The following is a 21658-nucleotide window of genomic DNA, read 5'->3' as shown; positions in this document are numbered from 1 at the left end:
AGACCGCGTTCCGGCCTATGCGTTAATCCCCTGAGCCGCCGGCCTCTTTCGATGAGGGGCGATCTGTTACCGTGACTCGCTCGCATGGATGCGCCCCTCACCCGTCTCTACCCCGCGCCGTCCGCGAGCGTCCCCCTCACCGGGCTCTACCTCGCGCACCGGCTGCGCGAGCGGGCACCCGCCGACCGCCCGTACGTCTACACCAACTACGTCGTCAGCCTGGACGGCCGGATCTCGCTCGAAGAGCCCGCGCGCGACCGGCGCCGGCCGCCGCCGGCCATCACGAACCCGCGGGACTGGCGGCTCTATCTGGAGCTCGCGACCCAGGCGGACGCCGTGCTCACCTCCGGGCGGCGCCTGCGCGAGATCGCCGGCGAAGGGCGCGATACGATTCGGTGCGTCGCGGAAACGGCCAAAGGGGATCTCGCCGCCTGGCGACAGGCGCACGGCTTGCCGCCCCATCCGAGATGTCTCGCCCTGAGCACGACGCTCGACTTTCCGGCCGATGGGCTCGCGGCCCCGCCCGGCAGCGAGCTGGCGATCCTGGTCGGATCGGGGGCGGATGCACGACAGGCACGCGGGTTCGAGCGCGCCGGGATCGACGTACGCCGGTTCGACCATCCCCGGGTGCGCGGCGCGGATGTCGTCGGTTACGCGCGCGAGCGCGGCATTCGCACGCTCTACGCGATCGGCGGTCCGGAGGTGCTCCATACGCTGCTCGCCGCACGCCTGCTCGACCGCCTGTATCTCACGACCGCCCTCCTCGCCCTCGGCGGCGAGGCGTTCGATTCGCTGGTTCGCGGCGAGACGCTCGTGCCGCCCTACCGCTTCCGTCTCCGCGAGCTCTACCTCGACGGCGCCGGCGCGCACGGATCCGAGCAGCTCTTTGCGACATGCGAGCGCGATGACTCGGGTCGCGAGGGGCATGCCCCGATTGACAGCCCCTAAGCGATTTCCGAAGGTACGTCGCAAACGCGCGCAGCGGACGTAGCCCGCGCATGAAAGAAGGGAGAGCGACCATCCAAGGAGGCGGATATGGCGACCTGGGACCAGTTGCGCGCGCTGCTCGTCGAGAGCGGTGCGCATCCCGACGACGTCGATCGCTTTGACGTCGCCGCCTCGAGAAGGCGGTTCCTGACGAAAGCGGGAAAAGGGGGCGCGGCCCTCGCGCTATTCGGCTTCGGCGCCGGCGCCGGGCCGGCGCTCACGGGCCTGTTCGGTCGCGGGCTGATCCCGGTCGCGTGGGCGCAAGAGGCGCAGGAGCAGGAAATTCCGGGAAAGCCGGGCATGGTCGTGCACAACACGCGCCCGATCAACGGCGAGTTTCCTCCGCACCTGCTCGATGCCGACGTCACCCCGACGCCGCGGCACTTCGTACGCAACAACGCCCTGGTGCCCGAGCGCGCCGCCAACCGGGATCCGCAGGGCTGGTCGTTCACCGTCGACGGCGAAGTGAACCGGCCGCTCACGCTCACGCTCGACGACCTCAGGCGGATGCCGGCCGTGACCATGCCGCTCTTGATCGAGTGCGGCGGCAACGGCCGTGGGTTCTTCGACCCGAAAGTGCGCGGCAACCCGTGGCGTCGGGGCGCCATCGGGTGCGCGGAATGGACCGGCGTGCGGCTTCGGGACGTGCTCAACCAGGCGGGCCTCAGGGAAAGCGCGCGCTACACGGCGCACTACGGCGAGGATCCGCCCATCGGGGGCGCGCAGCCGTTCTCGCGCGGCATACCCATCGCCAAGGCGATGGAGGAACACACGCTGATCGCCTATCGCATGAACGGTCGGGACCTCGATCCGCTGAACGGCTACCCGGCCCGGATCGTGGTCCCCGGCTGGATAGGCAGCTGCTCCCAGAAGTGGCTCACGCGGATCTGGATCCGCGACCAGGTCCACGACTCGGACAAGATGACCGGCTACTCCTACCGCGTGCCGGCCTACCCGGTGGTGCCGGGGAGCAGGCCGCCCGAGGAGCACATGGTGATCGCGACCGAGTGGACGGTGAAGTCGATGATCACGGACCCGGCCGAGAACACGCGGCTCCAGCCCGGGCAGCACGTGGCCGCGCGCGGACACGCCTGGGCCGGCGAGGACCGCGTGACGAAGGTGCTCGTCTCGACGGACTTCGGCGTCAACTGGAGCGAGGCAAGGCTGCGGCAGCTGTCGAACCCGTACGCGTGGTACCGCTTTGAAGCGGATCTGCAGTTCCCGGACATGGGCTACTACGAGATCTGGGCGCGCGCGTTCGACGACAAGGGCAACGCGCAGCCGTTCGCGCAGCCCTGGAACCCGCGCGGATACATGGGCAACGTGGTACACCGGGTTCCGGTGCGCGTGGGCGTCTGAGGGTGCGCCGGCGCTGGCTCGTCGCGCTCGCGCTGGTCTCGCTTCCCGCGCCCGCTCAGGAATCCGCCGACCCGGACGGGAAGACGCTGTTCCGGGGCTACTGCGGGTCCTGCCACAGCATCGAGCTGCCGGAGTCGCAGCAGCTCGACCGGGCGAACTGGGAGTGGGTGCTCGAGGACATGGTCGAAAAGTACAAGTGCTCCGTGACGCCGGAACAGCAGGCGCTGATCCTCGATTACCTGGTGGAGCACCACGGCACGGGCGACTGAACGGCCGCGTCCGTGCGCCGCCGGCGCGGCCGGCGGCGGCGGTGCGAGCCCTGGGCGGTTGATTTGGCAACAACAGGAGGTTCCGATGAATCACCCGGCAGCACTGCTCATGGGCGCGGGCGTCGGCGCGACCCTCATGTACTTTCTCGACCCGGATCGCGGTCGGCGGCGGCGCGCGCTGGTCCGCGACCAGGCGGTCCACGCCGGACACCGGATGCAGAGCGTCTTCGAAGCGGGCGCGCACGACCTGCGCAACCGTGCGCAGGGTTACGGCGCGGCGTTGCGTGCCTCCGAGGAGCCGCCGGGCGATCACGTGCTCGAGGAGCGCGTGCGCGCCCGCATCGGTCGCGTCGTCAGCCACCCGAGCTCCATCGAGGCGAAGGCGGCACAGGGTCGCGTCACGCTGAGCGGGCCCGTCCTCGCGCACGAGGTGCCGCTGCTGATCGATCGCGTCCTCGACGTGCCGGGGGTGCAGGATGTCGAGAATCGCCTCGAGGCGCACAGCGAGGCCGGGAACGTGCCGGGCCTGCAGGGCCGTCCCGTCCGCCGTGCCTTCGCGCAGGGAAACTGGTCCCCGGGCGCTCGCGCCATCGGCGGCATGGGCGGTGGCGCGGCGGCGCTGTACGGCTTTGGGCGCGGCGGCCTCCTCGGGACGGCGCTCGGGATCGCGGGCTCGCTGCTCCTGGCGCGCGCCGTCACCAACCTCGAGCTGCGCCGGCTGACGGGCATCGGCGCGGCGCGCCGGGCCGTCGACATCCAGAAGACGATCCGGATCAATGCCCCGGTCGGCAAGACCTTCAAGGTCTGGGCCGACTGCGACAACTATCCGCAGTTCATGACCCACGTGCGGCACGTGAGGCGCATCGACGATTCGCGCGCCGGCCGGCGCTGGCGCTGGACCGTTCGCGGACCGGCGGGGATGGAGTTCGACTTCGACACGACGACGACCGCCTACGAGGAGAACCGGTTCATCGCCTGGCGCACCGAACCCGGATCCCTCGTGCAGCACGCCGGGCGCGTGCGGTTCCAGGAAAACCCGGACGGCACGACGACCGCGGACGTGCGCATGACCTACAACCCGGTCGCGGGCGCCGTCGGGCACGTCGTCGCCCGGCTTTTCGGCGCGGACGCGAGGAGCCAGATGAACGACGACCTCATGCGCATGAAGACCTTCGTCGAAACCGGCGTACGCGCGCACGACGCCGCGGCGAAGGCCGCGTCGGCCGCGCCCCCGAAGCCGGCGGCGGGCACGCCACCGCCGACGACGCACTGATACGGATACGCCAAGGAGTAACCGCTGGAGAACCCGTCATTGCGAGGAGCGACGCGACGAAGCAATCGCGCCACCCGCCGGCAGTCATTGCTTCGCTGCGCTCGCAATGACGAACCCTTGCGTCTTGAATGGACGATGCGCGCCGCGCGCGCACCTCCATTCAGGGTTCAAGAGGAGTCGACCTTCAGTGGTGCTTCGAAAACTGCATCACGACCTCGTCGGCGAGCATCCTGGTCTCGGGATGGACGGCGAGGTCGTCGACCGAGATGAGGCCGATCGCCTCGTTGTCGCGGTTCACCACCACCACGCGCCGCACCTTGTTCCGCTCCATCACCCGCGCGACCTCGCGGGCATCCTGGTCGTCGTAGCACGACACCACGTCGCGGCTCATGATCTCGCGCGTCGGCGTCGCCTTCGGGTCGGCGCCCTGCGCCACGGCGCGCACCGCGATGTCGCGATCCGTGAGCGTGCCCACCAGGCGCCCTTCCTCGGCCACGGGCAGGATGCCGACATCCATCTGCCGCATCAGCTCCGCCGCGGCCTGGACGCTCGTGTTGCTCGGGATCATCTTGATGTTGCCCGACATGACTTCCCTGGCCAGCATGTTGCCTCCTCGATCCTTCGATGCGCTTTGGCCGCGCCCGCCGCACGGGCACGGATCCCGTCGTAAGACGAACGCGATCATGACAACGCGGCAGTTCGGGCGTGTCAATCGGTGGGAAGATCGAGCGCGACGCGCTCAGCTGGGTCGTGGCAGCTTGAAGCGCTGACCGCGGAACGAGAGCACGGCGCCGTCCTCGACGATCGCCTCGACCCGGATGTCTTCGCGCACCCTGTCGCCGGCCTGGTACTGGCGGTTGTTGATATAGAGAATGCGCTCCGCCTCGTTCGGCGAGTAGATGTGGATGTTGACGACGAGCGCGGGCAGCTCGCGCTGGAAGTCGGGCGGCATCGCGCGCAGGAACTTGATCCCGTCGTCCACGAGCGCGACCGGCGGCGGCGCGACCGGCGCGGGTCCGGGAATCACGGTTTCCCGAGGCGACACCGGCGCGATCGGCGGCGCGGCGGCCGGGGCCTTCGCGGTTCGCCGCGGCGGCGGCACGCGCAGCTGCTCGGCGAGGTCACGCACCTCGCTGCGCCTGGCCGGTTCCACGAAGGGACCCGGCGTGAGCGCCGGGGGCGCCTCCGCGACGGCGGCGGCCTTGTCCCCGGCGCGCGGCCCGACCTCCGGCGCCGCGGCGGCCCGAGGCGAAGGCTCCGCCTTCTTCTTCGCCACGACCGGGGTCGCGGGCACGGCCACGCTCGCGGTTTCGCCGCGGCCGACGTACACGTAGTAGCCGGCGGCGACGGCCGCCGCCACACCCAGGATCGCCAGCACGACCGCCGCCCAGACGAAAACGCGACGGGGCTCTTCCGCGAGATCCGGAACGGTGGCGGGTATCGGCGGCGGCTCGGGCGAGCGCTGCGTCTCCTCCGACCGCCGCAGGGCCTGCAGGATATACGACATCAGGAGCTCTCCCGCGCGAGCCGCGCGAGGCGCGGTGTCGGTCGGCCCCCGTCGTAGACGTCGAGGTGGATCAAGGTCCCGCGCCCCGCGATGCCGTCGTCGTCGAGCCCGTGACGGCGCTGAAAGGCCTTTACCTGCTCCTCCAGCGCGCGATCGAACACCTCGCTCGCGCGTTCCGGCATGGGCTCGCCGTTGAAGCGCGCGAGCGCCTGGCGCAACCAGACGACGCCCGGCCCGCGCATGCCGCGCTTGAACGCGGCGTGACGGCCGGGCGGGGGCGTCCAGAGCGAAAGGTACTTCCCGTACCAGTAGCGATCGAGATCGGCGATCGCGTACTCGCGCGCCTTGCCGCCGATTTCGAGCGCGACGCGCTCGTCGCCGATGCCGGTCACCAGCACGTGGTGGCGCCGGCCCTCGGCGTCGAGCAGCTCGATGACCGCGGGCCGGTCGAGCTGGCGCAGACGGTTCCAGTTGCCGGAGCCATAGACGCAGCGCATCCCGATGCTCTGCGCGCGCTGGCAACCGGTCTTGCCTTCGAGGCGCGCGTAGTCGCGGCGCCACTGCGCGAACAGCGCGGCGAGCGCGCTTTCGGTATCCAGCGCGATCGCGGGATCGTTGAAGAGGTCCTCGACGCGAGCCGGCGCCGGCTCGGTCGCGGTCTCGGCCGCGGCGCCGCCGTTCGCGGTCGCCGGTTCGCCGCCGGCGACCGGGGGCGGAGCGGGTGCGACCTCGACGGGAATAGCCTCAGGCGCGGCCGGCGCCGGCGTGAGCCGGGCCGAAAGCTGCCAGCCGCCGAGGCCCGCGGCGAGCAGCGCGATCGCGGCGATGCCGGCGGCGATGGCGTAGCGCCGGGGCGCGGCGCGGCCGATCTCCTGCGCTCCGCGCCGCACCATGGCGCTCGTGACGACGTTCCGGCCGAGACCGTAGGCGCCGAGCAGCGCGCGATCGCAGATCACGTTGATGAGACGCGGCGTGCCGCCCGAGAGCCGGTGCAACAGGGCGATCGCGGAGCGCGTGAAGATCGGCTGCTTCGCGCCCGCCACGCGCAGCCGGTGTATGACGTACTCGGCGGTCTCCTTCGGAAGCAGCGACTTGAGGTTGTAGCGCGCGGTGATCCGCTGCGCGAGCTGGCGCAGATCGGGCTGGGCGAGGACGTGGTCGAGCTCGGGCTGCCCCACGAGCAGGATCTGGAGCAGCTTCTCCTTGGTCGTTTCCAGATTCGTGAGCAGCCGTATCTGCTCGAGCACCTCGCGCGACAGCTTCTGCGCTTCGTCGATGATGAGCACCGTGCGCCGGCCCTTGCCGTGGTTCTCGATCAGGAACCGGTTGAGGGCGTCGATCAGGACCTTCAGGCTCTCGGGCCGCTCGGGTCGCGGGATCCGGAACTCGTCGAGGATCGCGGTCACGAACTCCTCGACGGAGAGGAAGGGATACAGGATCAGGGCGACATCGACGTTCTCCGGCAGCCGCTCCAGCAGCGCGCGGATCATCATGGTCTTGCCGGTGCCCACCTCGCCCGTGAGCTGGACGAATCCGCCCGCCTGCGTGATCCCGTACATGAGGTGCGCGAGCGCCTCCTGATGGCGCAGGCTCAGGTACAGGTAGCGCGGATCGGGCGGAAGCGCGAAGGGATTTTCGCGCAAGCCGAAGTACTGCGTGTACATGCGTCAGCCGCCCCTCGGCCGGCCCCGGTCGCCCGGAGAGCGGGCGGTGGCCGGCGGTTCCTTATATATGGTCATGCAAACCCGTCGTCGGCGGTGTGCCGTCGGCAGAGGGCCTCCCTGCGCTCGCCTCTAGAGAGAATAGGAGATCGGAGCCGCTGGAACAAAGAAGGTGAGTCGGCCGGTCCAGGGCGCAGTTCCGCGGCGGCGGAATTTTACCCCCCCGCCTCGGGGCTGGCCAGCCGACCGATTGCGCGGGGCGCGCGCTGCGCTAAGATCGCCGCTCATGCGCGACTACACCTCCGAGCAGATCGACCGCATCCGGAATGCCGTCGCCGAGGCCCGCGCCGCGTTGCGCACCCGACGGCGCTACGACCCGCTCGAGTTCGCCCGCGTCTACGTCGCCCACGACGGGGTGCAGATTCCGGGCGAACCCCCGGACAGTCCGGCCCGTATCCGCCTCGCCGAGGCGCTCCTTGAGGCGCTGGCCGAGGGCCGCGACGCCGCCGGAAACCCCGGGCTCTCCCACGAGCTCGAACGCGTTCGGACCGAGACGCGCTGGGCCGAGGCCGAGGAGTCGGACGACATCGTCGGCTTCCGCCTGGAGCTGCCGCCCGCCGCCCTGCTCGAACGGCCGTGCCGCCAGCTCCTCAAGCTCGACCGCGGGCTCGGCCCGGCGGTCTTTCCGAAGACACAGGTCGTCGTGCTCGCTCCCGCCTGCGGCGGCGCCCGCTTCGTGCCGGTCCGGGAGCACGAGATCGAGCAGTAACGATTCGCGTTCAGACGGCCCAGGGCTCGGCCCGCGCCAGGCGCTCGCGCAGCGCCGGTTCGGACAGCCCGTCCAGCTCGCTGCGCGCGTCGTCGAAGGTCGACGCCTCGAGCAGAAGGTGCCTGAGCTCGTGGCCGCTCCGCCGCGCGAAGATGAGCCGGTACGCGCCGTACGATTCGCGCTCGATCGCGGCGTCCCAGGTCGCCCCTTCCTGATCGGTGAAACTTCGCATGCGGCCCTCGCGCCTGCCCCGTATCTGGCGTAATCTCGTCGTCCCGGCCGACGAAGAATAACGCCGCGCAAAGGCCCATGAAAGCGAGCCGCCTCGCCATCGCCCTGATCCTCGCGGCGCTGATCCTCGCCTTCTTCGTTTTCGACCTCGGCGATTTTCTCCGACTCGAGTACCTCAAGGCCCGGCGCGACGCCCTCGAGGCGTACTTCCTGTCGCGGCCGTGGCGAACCGCGGCCGCCTACTTCGCGATCTACGTGGCCGTGACCGGGCTTTCGCTGCCCGGCGCGGCGGTGCTCACGCTCGCGGGCGGCGCTGTCTTCGGCCTGCTGTGGGGCACGGTCATCGTCTCCTTTGCATCCAGCATCGGCGCGACGCTCGCTTTCCTGGCCTCGCGCTTCCTGTTCCGCGACGCGGTGCAGCGGCGCTTCGGCGCGAACCTGCATGCGGTGAACCGGGGCATCGAGCGCGACGGACCGTTCTATCTTTTCACGCTGAGGCTGGTGCCGCTCTTTCCCTTCTTCGCCATCAATCTGCTGATGGGCCTGACGCCCATCCGCACCGGGCTCTACTACCTCGTCAGCCAGGTCGGCATGCTCCCGGGCACGCTCGTCTACGTGAACGCCGGCCGCGAGCTCGGGCGCGTCGAGTCGCTGGCCGGCCTGCTCTCGCCCGGGCTGATCGCGGCGTTCGTCCTGCTCGGCGTGTTCCCCATGGCGGCGAAGAAAACGCTGGAGTGGGCGCGCGGGCGGCGCGCCCTGCGCGGCGTTCCGCGCCCGCGCCGTTTCGACCGCAACCTGATCGTGATCGGCGCCGGCTCGGCCGGCCTGGTCGCCGCCTACATCGCGGCGGCCGTGCGCGCGAAGGTGACCCTCGTCGAGAAGCACAGGATGGGCGGCGAGTGCCTGAACACCGGCTGCGTTCCCTCGAAAGCGCTCATCCGCTCGGCCCGCTTCGTCGCCGAAGCGAAGCGCGCGCGCGAATACGGAATGCGATCCGCGAGCGTCGAGTTCGACTTCGCGGAGGTCATGGAGCGGGTGCAGCGCGTGATACGCGCGGTCGAGCCCCACGACTCGGCCGAGCGCTATACGCGCCTCGGCGTCGAATGCGTCCCCGGCGAAGCGCGCGTCGTGTCGCCGTACGCCGTCGAGGTGAACGGGCGCACGCTCACCGCGCGCAACATCGTGATCGCCACGGGATCGACGCCGTCCGTGCCGGCGATCCCGGGTATCGAGGAAGTCGGCTACCTCACCTCCGACACGATCTGGGACCTGCGCGAGCTCCCGCGGCGGCTGCTCGTGCTCGGAGGCGGCCCGATCGGCTGCGAGCTCGCCCAATGCTTCGCGCGCTTCGGCTCCGCCGTCACGCTCGTGCAGCGCGGCGCGCGCCTGCTCCCGCGCGAAGACGCCGAGTTTTCCGCGATGCTCGCCGGCGCCTTTCGCGCGGAAGGCATCGACCTGCGGCTCGAGCATACGGCCGTCGCCTTTCGCCGCGCGCCGGCCGGGCACGTCGCGGTGTGCGAGCACGACGGCGGGCGCGTCGAGATTCCTTTCGATCGCGTCCTCGTCGCGCTCGGCCGACGCGCGAACGTGAAGGGCTTCGGACTCGAGACGCTCGGCATCGGGACGACGGCCGACGGCGGGATCGAGGTCGACGAGTACCTGCGCACGCGCATCCCCACCATCTACGCCTGCGGGGACGTGGCCGGTCCCTTCCGCTTCACGCACGTCGCCTCCCATCAGGCGTGGTACGCATCCGTCAACGCCCTCTTCGGCGGGATGCGCCGCTTTCGCGCCGACTACTCGGTGATTCCCTGGTGCACGTTCACCGATCCCGAGATCGCGCGCGTGGGCCTTAACGAGCACGAGGCCCGCGCGCGCGGCATCGCGTACGAAGCGACGACGTACGATCTCGCGGACCTCGACCGCGCCATCGCGGACAGCGAGGCGCGCGGGCTGGTGAAGGTGCTCAGCGTGCCCGGCAAGGATCGGATACTCGGCGCGACCATCGCCGGCTCACATGCGGGCGAGATCATCGCCGAGTACGTGGCCGCCATGCGCCACGGCCTCGGGCTCAACAAGATCCTCTCGACGATCCACATCTACCCGACCTTCGCGGAGGCGAACAAGTACGCGGCGGGCGCGTGGAAGCGGGCGCACGCGCCGGAAGGGATGCTGCGGTTACTGGAGCGATATCATGCCTGGCGGCGGGGATAGTTCGTTGTGCTTGCGAGCAGTCCGTCTAGTTGTCGACCGCCCTCCGGGCGGCCAGTCGAAGTAATAATCTGTACTTGTGGGTGGCTGACCCACGGCAGGTGGCTTTGGACTCAGGCCTTCCCGGGCCTTCGCCCTGCGGGCAGCCTGCGGCTGTCCCCATTCGATCCCGTCGAATGGGTCTTCGCTCGTGCAAAGACAATTTCGCCGGGAGCGAAATTGGACGCGCGCCTCACGAGCGCGCCCGCAGGGGGCGCGCCACGGACGGCGCGCATCCAAAGTCACCAAAAGAAAGCGCGCCCCGGATCGCTCGCCGCCCCTTCGGGGCGGTCCCCTGCGCTCCTCGCCTGTCCCGGGACGCTCGCCAACTCGCCGGGCGCTTAAAACGCGCCTCGGGCTCGATCATTGCTTGCGTATTTCCCCCGGGACAGGCTCCGGTGCTCGGCGAGCTCAACGGGGACTCACCCCAAACCACCTCCGCCCTGAAACGGAAGTGCTGTCGCAGTGGGGTCCCCGTCTGGCGCGCCCGACCCGAGCGCTCCGAGCGCCGCGAGCCCGAAGGGCGACCGGGAGGATCCCGGTCGGTCGCCAGTCAGCACAAGGATGTGCTGTCTGGCGACCTCAAAAGCGCGAGGCAGCGAGGGGCGGGGGCTTTCGCGCCATTCGGGGCGTGCTTTCTTTGGCTACTTTCTTTGCACGAGCAAAGAAAGTAGCCCGTCGTGCGGGGGCGGAACCCCGCGTCATATCACGTCGCGGAGCGACTCGAGCAGTTAGGTTATTGCCCTCACCCTGCCCTCTCCCGCCAAGCGGGAGAGGGAGAAGAACAAAGTGAGCTCAGGTGGCCAACTCCTTCGCTCTCAGCTTCGCCGCGATGAACGCCTTGTGCGGCACGTGGATGAGGTCGGCGATCTTGCGCACGAGGTGCTCCTCGTACACGTGCAGGTGGCCGTCCGCGTAGGCCACGCGCCAGAGGTGCTCCACCAGCCGCACCTTCTGCTCGGGCGTGAAGGACTCGTTGATCAGCGAGGTGAACTGGAAGTAATCGGTCGCATCGCGCGCCTCCTCCTCCCCGAGGCGCAGGAGCTCGCGCGTCTCCTCCGCGCTCAGGCCGAACTTGTCCTGAACGGCGCGGCGCACCGTCTCGCGCTCCTCGTCGGTGACGTCGGTGCTCATGCGCGCCATCTCGACGAGCAGCGCGGCCGTCGCCGTCCGCAGCCGATGTTCGCTCGACGCGTCGTCCCCCGTCTCGCCGCGGATGTTCTTGTCGAAAAACTGACGGATGGCGTCCAGCACGGTCAGCGCCCCTTCAGCATCCGTATGTCGTAGACCCGCCCCTCCCCCGGAAGGCGGCGGATGTCACCGGTGTGCACGCCGAAGCTCCCGCGCCGCCGGTCCTCGTAGAACAGCCTCAGGGTCTGCTCGACCACCGGGAAGGCAATGCGATCCCAGGGAATTTCCTCCTCGCGATACAGGTCGACCTCGAGGCTTTCCGGTCCCGGGCCGTAGTCGAGGTCGAGCAGGTCGCCGAGGAACATCACGTAGATCTGGTTGACGTGCGGCAGGTTGAAGAGCGTGTAGAGGTCCTTCACCTCGACGCGCGCGGACGCCTCCTCGAGCGTCTCGCGCATGGCGCCTTCGATCGTGGTTTCCTCGTTCTCCAGGAAACCCGCGGGGAGCGTCCACAGACCGAGGCGCGGCTCGATCGCGCGCCGGCACAGGAGGATGCGGTCTTCCCAGCGCGGAATGCACCCGACCACCACCTTCGGGTTGGTGTAGTGGATCGTGCCGCACTGGCCACAGACGTGGCGCGGGAGATTGTCGCCGTCCGGGACGCGTTGCTCGACCGGCGCCCCGCAGAGACTGCAGTATTTCACGCGTAATCGGACCGCAGAAGAGAATCGGGGGCTATTGTAACACCGCGCGGCGGCGGTGAAGGCGGCTAGAGGGCCTTCCAGCGCCGCGACAGCACGAGCTTCAGCTTCCGCGCCTCGTGCTCGCCGAGCTCCTCGGAGCAGGTCTTGAAGCGGCGCTCGACCGCATCCAGCTGCTTCGCGGTGCGCGCGCGGGCGAGCAGCGCCTGGAGCTCGTAGAAGAGCGGCGAGTACTGCCCGCGCAGCTCGCGGATGAAGGGGTACGAGACGCGGTGCAGCGGGCAGGGTCCATACCTGCGGATCGCGGCCTGGTGCTCGGGAGTGCTGTAACCCTTGTGGCGCGCGAAGCCGTACTCCGGATACTGCGGATCGCACTCCTCCATCAGCCGGTCGCGGTGCGTCTTGGCCACGATCGAGGCGGCCGCGATGGAGAAATTGATGCCGTCGCCCTTCGTGAACGGGTTCTGCGGAGCGGCGACGCCGGGGATAGTGCGCGCATCGACCAGCACGTGCTGCGGCGGCAGCGGGAGGGCCTCGACCGCGCGCCGCATCGCAAGCAGGCCCGCCTGGTAGACGTTGAGCCGGTCGATCTCCTCCACGGTGGCGGCGCCGATGCCGATCCCGAGGGCGCTGTCCCGGATGCGATCGGCGAGCTCCCGGCGCCGCTCCGGATCGAGGCGCTTCGAGTCGTCCACGCCGTCGATGGACGTGTCCGGCGCGAACACCACGGCGGCGGCGACCACGGGTCCGGCGAGCGGGCCGACGCCCACCTCGTCCACGCCCGCGATGTACTTCACGCCCGACTTCCACAGCACGCGCTCGAAGTTGAGCATCGCGTCGAGCCGCGCCCGCTCCTCGCGCGCGCGATCGGCGCGCCGTTTGGCGAGCGTATACAGGTCGCGTACGCCGCGACGGGCGTCGCGCTTGAGCGCATTCAGGAGTTGGGGCGAAACCGGTCCGTCGTCCTTGAGCAGGCGTGCGCGGATTTCGGAAATGGCGAGCTTTTGCAGGTCGAGGGCCACGCGAGATCGGCGTTCGGGCGCGGGACGCCCGGTCCGGCCGCTACGTTAGCCGAGTGGCCCGCTGATCGCAAACGCCGGACGCTTATGAAAACATCGAAGTCGTCGTTGCGAGGAGCGAAGCGCTCCCGCGCTGCGCTCGGCACAGGCTCCGCAATCTGACCGCGCGGTCATCCGGAGCAACGCGAGAAATCTCGATGTCGAGCCCCTCGGAACATCGGATGCGCTCACAATGACGGAAAGGCCGCTCGACCTGTTCTGTGGTCAAAACAGCGGAGCGAGACCCGGCAGCTTCTCGGCGGCGCGCAGCATCGCCCAGTACGCCTGCACCTTGCGCCAGTCGGAGGGCGACGTATGGTCCTTCGGTCCGAACGCGACGACCGGCCGGCCGTCCTTGCCGCGGACGGGCTGCCCGCTCGCGGTTCGCTCGATACGATACTCGTACAGCCCCGGCGGTCCTTCGGCGATCTGCTCGCGCGGATGGGCGGCGGCGAGGCGCGCGAACGCGCGCGACCACACCGCGGCCATGATCTCGCTGTTCACGGCCATGCTGACGGGGTCGAGGTTGTAGGTGCCGACGAGGGCCACCTCGTCGTCGAACACGGCCACCTTGCTGTGGATGTTCCGCGGCCTTCCGGCGACGAAGATGCGCAGCCCGGGCACGCGCGCAAGCAGTTCGGGCCATTGTTCGAGAAAGAACGCCTGGCTCAGCGCGTTGTCGCTCGAGATCGGGCTGTTCGTGATGATCGTGATCCGGACGCCGCGGCGTCCGGCCGCCTCGAGCGTCGCGACGGCGCCCTCGGACAGCACCAGGTACGGGCTCTGGACCAGGATCTCCCGGCTGGCACTCTGCACCAGCCGCGCGAGGCCCTCGCCGATCACGTCTCCGCGCGCCTCCAGGCGCGTGCGCGAGTCCAGGATGCGCGTCTCCGCGACGGTGTCCGGGGGTTCCCTGGCCGCGTACGTGCCGCGCAGCCGCGCGTAGCGTTTCATCTCGTCGGGCCAGGCCAGCTTGCGTTCGGTGGCGGCCTGAACGAACTCGTCGAGCGGCCGGCCCTTGATCCACGCGTCCATCGTCCGGTAGGCGAGCGTCAGCTCGTCCGCGAAGTCGGCGAGATCCACGCGCTCGGCAGGCAGCTTGCGCGCGCCCGCGCTGTCGTACTGGGACTCGAATGCCTGCGTGAGCGCGTCCGCGATCGATCGCCCGGTGAGGATGAGATCGGTGTCCTCGAACGCGTCCTTCATGTCGCTCGGGTGCGCGAAGTACTCGGCCGAGATGTTCCGCCCGCCGATCATCCCCCGGCGTCCGTCGACGACGACGATCTTGTCGTGCTCGCTGGCGACCGCCGCGACGGGATTCAGCGTGAACAGCGCCTCGAGGTAGCGATTCGCGAGCGGGCGGTAAAGCTTGATGGCGACGTTGCCGGTGTTGGCGAGCGCGTCGAGCCAGTCGTTCCCGCGGGGGCTCAGGCCCGCCATGGAGCTGCCCTGCGCGTCGAGCAGCAGCCGGATCCGCACGCCCTGCCGCGCCTTGGCGAGCAGATGCCCGAGGAAGGCGGCGCCGAAAAAGTCCTCTCGGACGATGAAGTAGCTGATGTCGAGCGTCTCGCGCGCCTGCTCGAGCAGGCGCCAGCGCGCCGACCAGGCCTCCATGTTGGGCACGATCAACCGCAGCCCGATCCGCTCTCCACCCCCGCGCGGCAGGGACTCGTAGGCCTCGCGCAGGTTCATTCCGGCATCATACGGGCCGAAGTGCGCGAGCTCAGGAGGCCGGGCGTCGCGCGACGCCGCGGGATCGGCCGGCTGCCGGCAGCTCGCCCATGCCAGCGCCACGCCGAACCCCAACAACAATACGGTGATCGCTTTGCCTCTGTTCATGCCCGCATCCGTGCGAACGTTCATTCTAAACGGACGCCGGCGCGCTAGGGCGCTCCCCGCTTCGCCGACAGCAACTCCCGCTCGACGGCCGTGGCGATGTCGAGAAAGCCCGTGCCCTCGGCGAGCCATCGCAGCTTGCCGCGCCGCTCGCCCTCCTCTCCGGCGAGATCGCAGCGCAGGATCTGCGCCAGCTGTCGGCGCCGGATGGCGTCATGACGTGCGCGCTGCGCCTCGAGGACGGGCGCGGCGTCCGCGACGCGGTATTCCACGTAGAACCCCCGATGATCCGACTCGCCCTCCCCGATCGCCTGGACCTCGTTCGGCACGAGGTCCAGGGAGCCGAGCACCGCGTCGAGCGGCCACACCGGACGCCGCGCGGGATACGTCGCCCAGGCCGTCCAATCCGCCTCCCGCGCCATGGAGGCCCTCAGGACGCGCGCATCGGCGAGCGGGCCGCTCGTGAGGATGTCGTGCGTGCGGTCGGCCGCGAAGAAGGCGCGCCCGTAGGTCAGCGCCGTGGGCACGGCATTGATGTCGCCGAGCAGCACCGTCGTGCGGTCCGGCTGGATGAAGTGCCTGACGAGATGCGCCGCCTGCGCTTCGCGGTCGGCGAGCGCGAACGCCTCGAGGTGGGTCACGAGCACGTCGAGCAAGCGCCCGTGGAACTCGATCGTGAGCGTGATCACCCCCCGGCCCTCGTGCGCCAGCTCATGGCCGAAGCCGCCCGCGTGCAGGACCGGAAAGCTCGCGGTCTTTCCCGTGACGGTGCAGTTCGATGCGCTGTCGTAGAGGCAGGCGTTGTCGTGCAGGACCGGATGCCGGACGAGCGCCGCGTTGCCGAACCGCAGCTCGAATCCCGGGACGCGGCGGCGCCGCGTCTCGCCGTACACGACGCGGTAACGCGCGCCCGTCAGGCGCTCGAGCTCGTCGGCAATGAATGCCGCCTGATCGAAGCCGCCGCTGCGGCGACTGTCGAAGTCGACCTCGTTCAATCCCACGACGTCGACCGGCTCGGCGCCGGCACGGGCGATCGCCGCGGCGATGCCGCGCAGGTTGCGCTCGACTTCGCCGCGGGACCGGCGCAAGGCCCGCTGGTATCCCAGGCCGCTGTGCAGGTTGTAGGTCGCCACCCGCAGCGCGGGCGCGTCAGGCGGCACGTCGACCTGCGCCGGGTCGTCCCCGATCATCCAGGCCGCGGCCCCGGCCACGCAGGGCGCGCTCACCAGGCGGCTCCCGAGGGCGCTCTCTTCCACGGGAGGCGAGCAGGCGACGAGGAGCAGGGCGAACAGGACGACGGCGAGTAGCTGCATCGGGAGGATGGGTAACCGGCGGGCGCACCTTAGCCGTCCGGTTCCCGCCTGTCGAGCCCCCGCGGCGACCCCATGGATTTGCGCCGGTCGCGATGCCCGCGGCGGCGCTCTCATGTTTGCGTACGCCGGTCCGTGTGAGACTGAAGCGCTTCCTTCGGAGATCGGTCATGGACGAATATCACGCGCTCGCGAAGCAACACCGCTGGGAGGAGATCCGGAGCAGCGGCATCGCCTTTCTCATGCTCGTGCTCGCGCTCTTCGCGCTCTACAGCAACGTACTGCTCCTCGCCCTCGTTCCGCTCGCCTGGATCGCGTACAAGGTCGGCAAGGAGATGGGCCGCGGCGAGGCACAGCGCGAAATGGAGCGGACCGCCGAGGTGTCGCGGCTGATCCGCTTCCCGGACCAGCCCTAGCGAGCCGTCCTTCCCGTCCGCGCGCCGCGCGCGGACCTCCCGCGTTCGCTTGACCTGCGTCAAGCGTGTTCGTCCGCGCGCGCTCTAGCATGAAAGGCCGTTCATTCGCGGGGTGCGGCGGCGTGGATCGAAAATCGCACTGGGAACGGATCTACGAAACCCGGCAGCCCACCGGCGTCAGCTGGTACCAGCCGCGCCTCCTGCGCTCGCTCGAGTTGATCCTCGCGTGCGCGCCGCCCCTCGGCGCGCGGATGATCGACGTCGGCGGCGGCGCATCGACCCTCGTCGACGATCTCCTCACCCTCGGTTTTCACAAGCTCGCCGTGCTCGATATCTCGCGTGCGGCGATCGCGGGCGCGCGCGCTCGCCTCGGGCCGCGGGCGGACACGGTGCAGTGGATCGAGGCGGACGTCACGCAGGCCGTGCTTCCCGCCTGCGGCTTCGATCTCTGGCACGATCGCGCCGTGTTCCATTTCCTCACGCAGGCCGAAGACCGGAATCGCTACCGGGGCCTGCTCGCCGGGACCCTGGCACCGGGCGGCCACGCCGTGATCGCCACGTTCGGCCCGGGCGGCCCCGAGCGCTGCAGCGGGCTCGAGATCGTCCGTTACGACCTGCCCGGGCTCGCGCGGGAGCTCGGCCCCGCCTTCGAAACGGTCGAGGGCCGGACGGAAACCCACCGGACGCCGTCCGGCACGCCGCAGGAGTTCGTCTACGGGCTCTTTCGGCGCCGCTGATCCCGCGCCGCCGGCGCGGTCCTTGAGCTATTCGGCGGTCCCGGGTTCAATATCGAAAGCGCGCCCGGCGGAGCCCACCCCGCCCCCGCACAACCACCCACAGAAGCGCGCACGGGAGGACGATCGGCGCGGCGCCCGCGCCCGATAAGCAACCACCACGAGGGGGTAGACCGAGATGGACGCTTACCAGGCGATGTACCTCCGGTCGCTGCGCGACCCGGAAGGGTTCTGGGGCGAGGCGGCCGAGGCCCTGCACTGGGAACGCAGGTGGGAGCGCGTGCTCGACGACTCGCGCGCCCCCTTCTACCGCTGGTTCGCCGGCGGGCTGTTCAATACCTGCTACAACGCGCTCGACCGTCACGTCGAGAACGGCCGGGCCGAGCAGCCGGCGCTGATCTACGACAGCCCCGTCACCCGGACCGTCCGCACCTACACCTACCGGGAGCTGCGCGACGAGGTCGCCCGCTTCGCCGGCGCGCTGCGGAGCCAGGGGGTGGATCGAGGCGACCGCGTGATCATTTATATGCCGATGATCCCGCAGGCGGTGATCGCGATGCTCGCCTGCGCCCGCATCGGGGCGATCCACTCGGTGGTGTTCGGCGGCTTCGCCGGGCAGGAGCTCGCCAAGCGCATCAATGACGCCGAACCCAAGCTGATCGTCTCGGCCTCCTGCGGCATCGAGCCGAACCGGGTCGTCGAGTACAAACCGCTGCTCGACGGCGCGATCCGGATCGCGACGAGCAAGCCGGAACGCTGCATCGTCTACCAGCGCCCGCAGCACCGCGCCGCGCTCGTCGCCGGGCGCGACGTCGACTGGGAAGAAGTCGCCGGCGCGCAGCCGGTCGACTGCGTGCCGGTCGCCTCGACCGACCCGCTGTACATCCTTTATACCTCCGGTTCGACCGGCATTCCCAAGGGCGTCGTGCGCGACCACGGCGGCCACGCCGTCGCGCTCAAGTGGAGCATGAAGTACATCTACGGCGTCGAGCCCGGCGAGGTGTACTGGGCGGCCTCGGACGTGGGCTGGGTGGTGGGGCATTCGTACATCGTCTACGGCCCGCTGCTGCACGGCTGCACCACGATTTTGTTCGAGGGCAAGCCGGTCGGCACGCCCGACCCGGGCGCGTTCTGGCGCGTGGTCTCGGAGCACAAGGTCTCGACGCTCTTCACCGCGCCGACCGCGTTTCGCGCGATCAAGCGCGAGGACCCGAACGGGGAGCACATCCGCAAGTACGACCGTGCGGGCTTCCGCACGCTGTTCCTCGCCGGCGAGCGCTGCGACCCCGACACGCTCCTCTGGGCGCAGAAGCAGCTCAACGTTCCCGTGATCGACCACTGGTGGCAGACGGAGACCGGCTGGCCGATCGCGTCCAACTGCATCGGGATCGAGACGTTTCCGGTGAAGCCCGGCTCGGCGACGAAGCCCGTGCCCGGCTACGACGTGCAGGTGCTCGACGCGAACGGCAAGCAGGTGGGCGACGGGACGATCGGGAGTATCGCGATCAAGCTGCCGCTGCCGCCGGGCAGCCTGCCCACGATGTGGAAGAACGACCACGGCTACAGGAAGTACTACCTCGACCCCTTCCCCGGCTATTACCTCACCGGCGACGCCGGCTACAAGGACGAGGACGGGTACCTCTGGATCATGAGCCGCATCGACGACATCATCAACGTCGCCGGCCACCGGCTCTCGACCGGCGCGATGGAGGAAGTGCTCGCCTCGCACCCGGACGTCGCCGAATGCGCCGTCATCGGCGCGGCCGACGAGATCAAGGGCGAGCTTCCCGTGGGGATGATCGTGCTCAAGGCCGGCGTGAACCGGCCGCAGGAAGAGATCGTGAAGGAGGTCGTGCAGCTCGTGCGCGACCGCATCGGCCCGGTGGCGGCGTTCAAGCAGGCGATCGTGGTGAAGCGCCTCCCGAAGACACGCTCGGGCAAGATCCTGCGGGGCACGATGCGCAAGATCGCCGACGGCCAGCAGTACCAGGTGCCGCCGACCATCGACGACCCGGCGATCCTCGGCGAGATCACGCAGGCCCTGCACGCGCTCGGCTATCCGCACGCGCCGGCGTCGCAGGCCCGATGACCGCGCCCGTGTCGTCCGCCGGCGGGCGCTTGCGCGCCGCCGTGGCCGAGGAACGGCCCCTGCAGGTCGTCGGCGCCATCAACGCCTACAGCGCGCTGCTCGCCGAACGCGCCGGGTTCCGCGCGCTCTATCTCTCCGGCGCCGGCGTCGCGAACGCCTCCTTCGGGCTCCCCGACCTCGGCATCACCACGCTCGACAACGTCCTCGAAGACACGCGGCGCATCTGCGCCGCGACCGCCCTGCCCCTGCTCGTCGACGCCGACACGGGCTTCGGCAGCGCGTTCAACATCGCGCGCACCGTGCGCGAGCTGACGCGGGCCGGCGCGGGCGGCATGCACATCGAGGACCAGGTGCAGGCCAAGCGCTGCGGCCACCGGCCGGGCAAGGCGATCGTGCCGAAGGACGAGATGGTCGACCGCATCAAGGCCGCGGTCGACGCGCGCGGGGACGAGGACTTCGTCATCATGGCGCGCACCGACGCGCTCGCGGTCGAGGGACTCGACGCGGCGATCGAGCGCGCCCAGGCGTGCCGCGAGGCGGGCGCGGACATGATCTTCCCGGAGGCGGTGACCGGGCTCGACCAGTACCGGCGCTTTGCCGAGGCGGTCGGCGTCCCGATCCTCGCGAACATCACCGAGTTCGGGAAAACGCCGCTCTTCACGCTCGCGGAGCTGCGCGAGGCGGGCGTCGCGCTCGCGCTCTATCCGCTCTCCGCCTTCCGCGCCATGAGCCGAGCGGCCGAGGCGGTTTACCGCACGATCCGCACCGACGGCACCCAGAGAGACGCGCTCGACGCCATGCAGACGCGCGCCGAGCTCTACGAGGTGCTGGACTACCACCGCTACGAGCGGATGCTCGACGACCTCTTCGGCAAGGGGAAGGAGAAATGAGCGAGAAGAAGCAGGTGACGAACCAGGCGGGCCTGCGGGGCGTCAACGCCGGCCGGACGGCGATCTGCACGTGCGGCGTGGAAGGCATGGGCCTCAATTACCGCGGCTACGACATCATCGAGCTCGCTGGAAAATCCACCTTCGAAGAGGTCGCCTACCTGCTCCTCAAGGGCGAGCTGCCGACTCGCAGCCAGCTGAACGCCTACGTGAAGCGCCTGCGCGGCCTGCGCGAGCTGCCGGGCGCGCTGAAGGAGGTGCTCGAGCGCATCCCGGGGACGGCGCACCCCATGGACGTGATGCGCACGGGCTGCTCCATGCTCGGCACACTCGAGCCCGAGGCGGGCTTCGACCGTCAGCAGGACATCGCCGACCGCCTGCTCGCGGCGTTCCCGGGCATCATGGCCTACTGGTATCACTACGCGCGCCACGGCCGGCGCGTCGACACCGTCACCGACGAACCGACGCTCGCCGGTCATGCGCTGCACCTGATCCTCGGCCGGACCCCGAAGCCGCTGCATCGCGACGCGATGGACGTCTCGCTCGTGCTCTACGCCGAGCACGAATTCAACGCCTCGACCTTCGCCGTACGCGTGGCCACCGCGACCCTCTCGGACTTCTACTCCGCCATCACGGCAGGCATCGGGACGCTGCGCGGGCCCCTGCACGGGGGCGCCAACGAGGCGGCCATGGCGCTGATCGAACGCTTCACGAGCCCGGAGGAAGCCGCCGAGGGCGTGAAGGCGATGCTCGCGCGCAAGGAGAAGATCATGGGCTTCGGCCACGCGGTCTACAGCATCTCCGATCCGCGCAACGTGGTGATCAAGCAGTGGTCGAAGCGCCTCGCCGAGGACACCGGCGACCGCACCCTCTTCCCCGTCTCCGAAGCAATCGAGAAAACGATGTGGGACGCGAAGCGGCTGTTTCCGAACCTCGACTTCTACTCGGCGTCGACCTACCACTTCATGGGCGTGCCGACCGACCTCTTCACGCCCCTCTTCGTCTGCTCGCGCATCACGGGCTGGGCCGCGCACCTCATGGAGCAGCGCGCCGACAACCGCCTGATCCGGCCGAACGCCGAGTACATCGGGCCGTCACAGCGGGCTTACGTGCCGATCGAGCAGCGCGGCTGACAACACGGCGTCCCCTTATGTTCGACGCTCAAGGACTCGAGTCGCTTCGCGACGTTT

At 69.8% G+C, this 21658-nt stretch carries 20 protein-coding genes; 11 read left to right on the top strand and 9 right to left on the bottom strand.

Annotated elements, in window-relative coordinates; all coding sequences use genetic code 11:
• Nucleotides 1-84: 84 nt before the first annotated feature.
• From SVA_RS06775 to SVA_RS06760, 4 genes are all read left to right on the top strand, one after another.
• Nucleotides 85-948, top strand: a complete 864-nt coding sequence (locus SVA_RS06775) for a dihydrofolate reductase family protein (RefSeq protein ID WP_096460515.1) — start codon at nt 85-87, stop codon at nt 946-948.
• A gap of 87 nt (nt 949-1035) precedes the next feature.
• Nucleotides 1036-2346 (top strand): sulfite oxidase, encoded by a 1311-nt coding sequence (locus SVA_RS06770; RefSeq protein WP_096460514.1) that lies wholly within the window; start codon nt 1036-1038, stop codon nt 2344-2346.
• A gap of 2 nt (nt 2347-2348) precedes the next feature.
• A complete protein-coding gene (locus SVA_RS06765) occupies nt 2349-2615 on the top strand; it encodes a cytochrome c-552 like protein (protein WP_096460513.1) in 267 nt (88 codons plus the stop codon).
• 85 nt (nt 2616-2700) lie between these two features.
• Nucleotides 2701-3888: an SRPBCC family protein gene (locus SVA_RS06760; RefSeq protein ID WP_096460512.1), complete on the top strand. Its 1188-nt coding sequence runs from the start codon at nt 2701-2703 to the stop codon at nt 3886-3888.
• Between the two features lie 184 nt (nt 3889-4072).
• Here the strand turns inward: SVA_RS06760 and SVA_RS06755 are convergent, their stop codons facing one another.
• The 3 genes from SVA_RS06755 to SVA_RS06745 all read right to left on the bottom strand — a co-directional run bounded on the left by SVA_RS06755 (nt 4073) and on the right by SVA_RS06745 (nt 7059).
• Nucleotides 4073-4492 carry a CBS domain-containing protein gene (locus tag SVA_RS06755; RefSeq protein ID WP_169923997.1) on the bottom strand — a complete coding sequence of 140 codons (420 nt, stop codon included), beginning with the start codon at nt 4490-4492 and terminating at the stop codon, nt 4073-4075.
• Nucleotides 4493-4627: 135 nt separating this feature from the next.
• Nucleotides 4628-5395, bottom strand: a complete 768-nt coding sequence (locus SVA_RS06750; protein ID WP_096460510.1) for a general secretion pathway protein GspB — start codon at nt 5393-5395, stop codon at nt 4628-4630.
• Nucleotides 5395-7059 carry an ExeA family protein gene (locus tag SVA_RS06745; RefSeq protein ID WP_096460509.1) on the bottom strand — a complete coding sequence of 555 codons (1665 nt, stop codon included), beginning with the start codon at nt 7057-7059 and terminating at the stop codon, nt 5395-5397. Before SVA_RS06745 ends, SVA_RS06750 begins: the two co-directional genes overlap by 1 nt.
• 283 nt (nt 7060-7342) lie before the next feature.
• Between SVA_RS06745 and SVA_RS06740 the strand changes: the two genes are divergently transcribed.
• The gene (locus SVA_RS06740) at nt 7343-7825 is read left to right on the top strand and encodes a hypothetical protein (protein ID WP_096460508.1); all 483 of its coding nucleotides are present in this window, start codon (nt 7343-7345) and stop codon (nt 7823-7825) included.
• 10 nt (nt 7826-7835) lie between these two features.
• Here SVA_RS06740 and SVA_RS06735 read toward each other — a convergent pair whose 3' ends face one another.
• Nucleotides 7836-8057: a hypothetical protein gene (locus SVA_RS06735; protein ID WP_096460507.1), complete on the bottom strand. Its 222-nt coding sequence runs from the start codon at nt 8055-8057 to the stop codon at nt 7836-7838.
• 77 nt (nt 8058-8134) lie between these two features.
• Between SVA_RS06735 and SVA_RS06730 the strand changes: the two genes are divergently transcribed.
• Complete coding sequence (locus SVA_RS06730) at nt 8135-10270, top strand: FAD-dependent oxidoreductase (RefSeq protein WP_096460506.1); 2136 nt, start codon at nt 8135-8137, stop codon at nt 10268-10270.
• Nucleotides 10271-11101: 831 nt separating this feature from the next.
• On the opposite strand, the gene SVA_RS06725 is transcribed toward SVA_RS06730, so the two are convergent.
• The 5 genes from SVA_RS06725 to SVA_RS06705 all read right to left on the bottom strand — a co-directional run bounded on the left by SVA_RS06725 (nt 11102) and on the right by SVA_RS06705 (nt 16345).
• Nucleotides 11102-11560 (bottom strand): tellurite resistance TerB family protein, encoded by a 459-nt coding sequence (locus SVA_RS06725; RefSeq protein WP_096460505.1) that lies wholly within the window; start codon nt 11558-11560, stop codon nt 11102-11104.
• 2 nt (nt 11561-11562) lie between these two features.
• Complete coding sequence (locus tag SVA_RS06720; protein ID WP_096460504.1) at nt 11563-12141, bottom strand: NUDIX hydrolase; 579 nt, start codon at nt 12139-12141, stop codon at nt 11563-11565.
• A gap of 65 nt (nt 12142-12206) precedes the next feature.
• A complete protein-coding gene (locus tag SVA_RS06715; RefSeq protein ID WP_197703397.1) occupies nt 12207-13160 on the bottom strand; it encodes a ribonuclease HII in 954 nt (317 codons plus the stop codon).
• 261 nt (nt 13161-13421) lie between these two features.
• Nucleotides 13422-15035, bottom strand: a complete 1614-nt coding sequence (locus SVA_RS06710) for a phospholipase D-like domain-containing protein (RefSeq protein ID WP_169923996.1) — start codon at nt 15033-15035, stop codon at nt 13422-13424.
• Between the two features lie 44 nt (nt 15036-15079).
• A complete protein-coding gene (locus tag SVA_RS06705; protein WP_096460502.1) occupies nt 15080-16345 on the bottom strand; it encodes an endonuclease/exonuclease/phosphatase family protein in 1266 nt (421 codons plus the stop codon).
• A gap of 167 nt (nt 16346-16512) precedes the next feature.
• Between SVA_RS06705 and SVA_RS06700 the strand changes: the two genes are divergently transcribed.
• The 5 genes from SVA_RS06700 (at nt 16513) to prpC (ending at nt 21601) form a co-directional block, all read left to right on the top strand.
• Nucleotides 16513-16758 carry a hypothetical protein gene (locus SVA_RS06700; protein ID WP_096460501.1) on the top strand — a complete coding sequence of 82 codons (246 nt, stop codon included), beginning with the start codon at nt 16513-16515 and terminating at the stop codon, nt 16756-16758.
• 122 nt (nt 16759-16880) lie between these two features.
• A complete protein-coding gene (locus SVA_RS06695; protein ID WP_096462852.1) occupies nt 16881-17495 on the top strand; it encodes a class I SAM-dependent methyltransferase in 615 nt (204 codons plus the stop codon).
• Between the two features lie 175 nt (nt 17496-17670).
• A complete protein-coding gene (locus SVA_RS06690; RefSeq protein WP_096460500.1) occupies nt 17671-19581 on the top strand; it encodes a propionyl-CoA synthetase in 1911 nt (636 codons plus the stop codon).
• Nucleotides 19578-20471 carry a methylisocitrate lyase gene (prpB, locus tag SVA_RS06685; RefSeq protein ID WP_096460499.1) on the top strand — a complete coding sequence of 298 codons (894 nt, stop codon included), beginning with the start codon at nt 19578-19580 and terminating at the stop codon, nt 20469-20471. The genes SVA_RS06690 and prpB overlap by 4 nt, the downstream gene beginning before the upstream one ends.
• On the top strand, nt 20468-21601 hold the full coding sequence (gene prpC / locus SVA_RS06680; protein ID WP_096460498.1) for a bifunctional 2-methylcitrate synthase/citrate synthase: 1134 nt from the start codon (nt 20468-20470) through the stop codon (nt 21599-21601). The genes prpB and prpC overlap by 4 nt, the downstream gene beginning before the upstream one ends.
• Nucleotides 21602-21658 lie beyond the last annotated feature (57 nt).

It is taken from the genome of Sulfurifustis variabilis, from assembly GCF_002355415.1.
Taxonomy (GTDB): Bacteria; Pseudomonadota; Gammaproteobacteria; order Acidiferrobacterales; family Sulfurifustaceae; genus Sulfurifustis; species Sulfurifustis variabilis.
The sequence above is the reverse complement of the archived record's forward strand: the minus strand, read 5'-3'. Positions and strand labels throughout refer to the sequence as shown.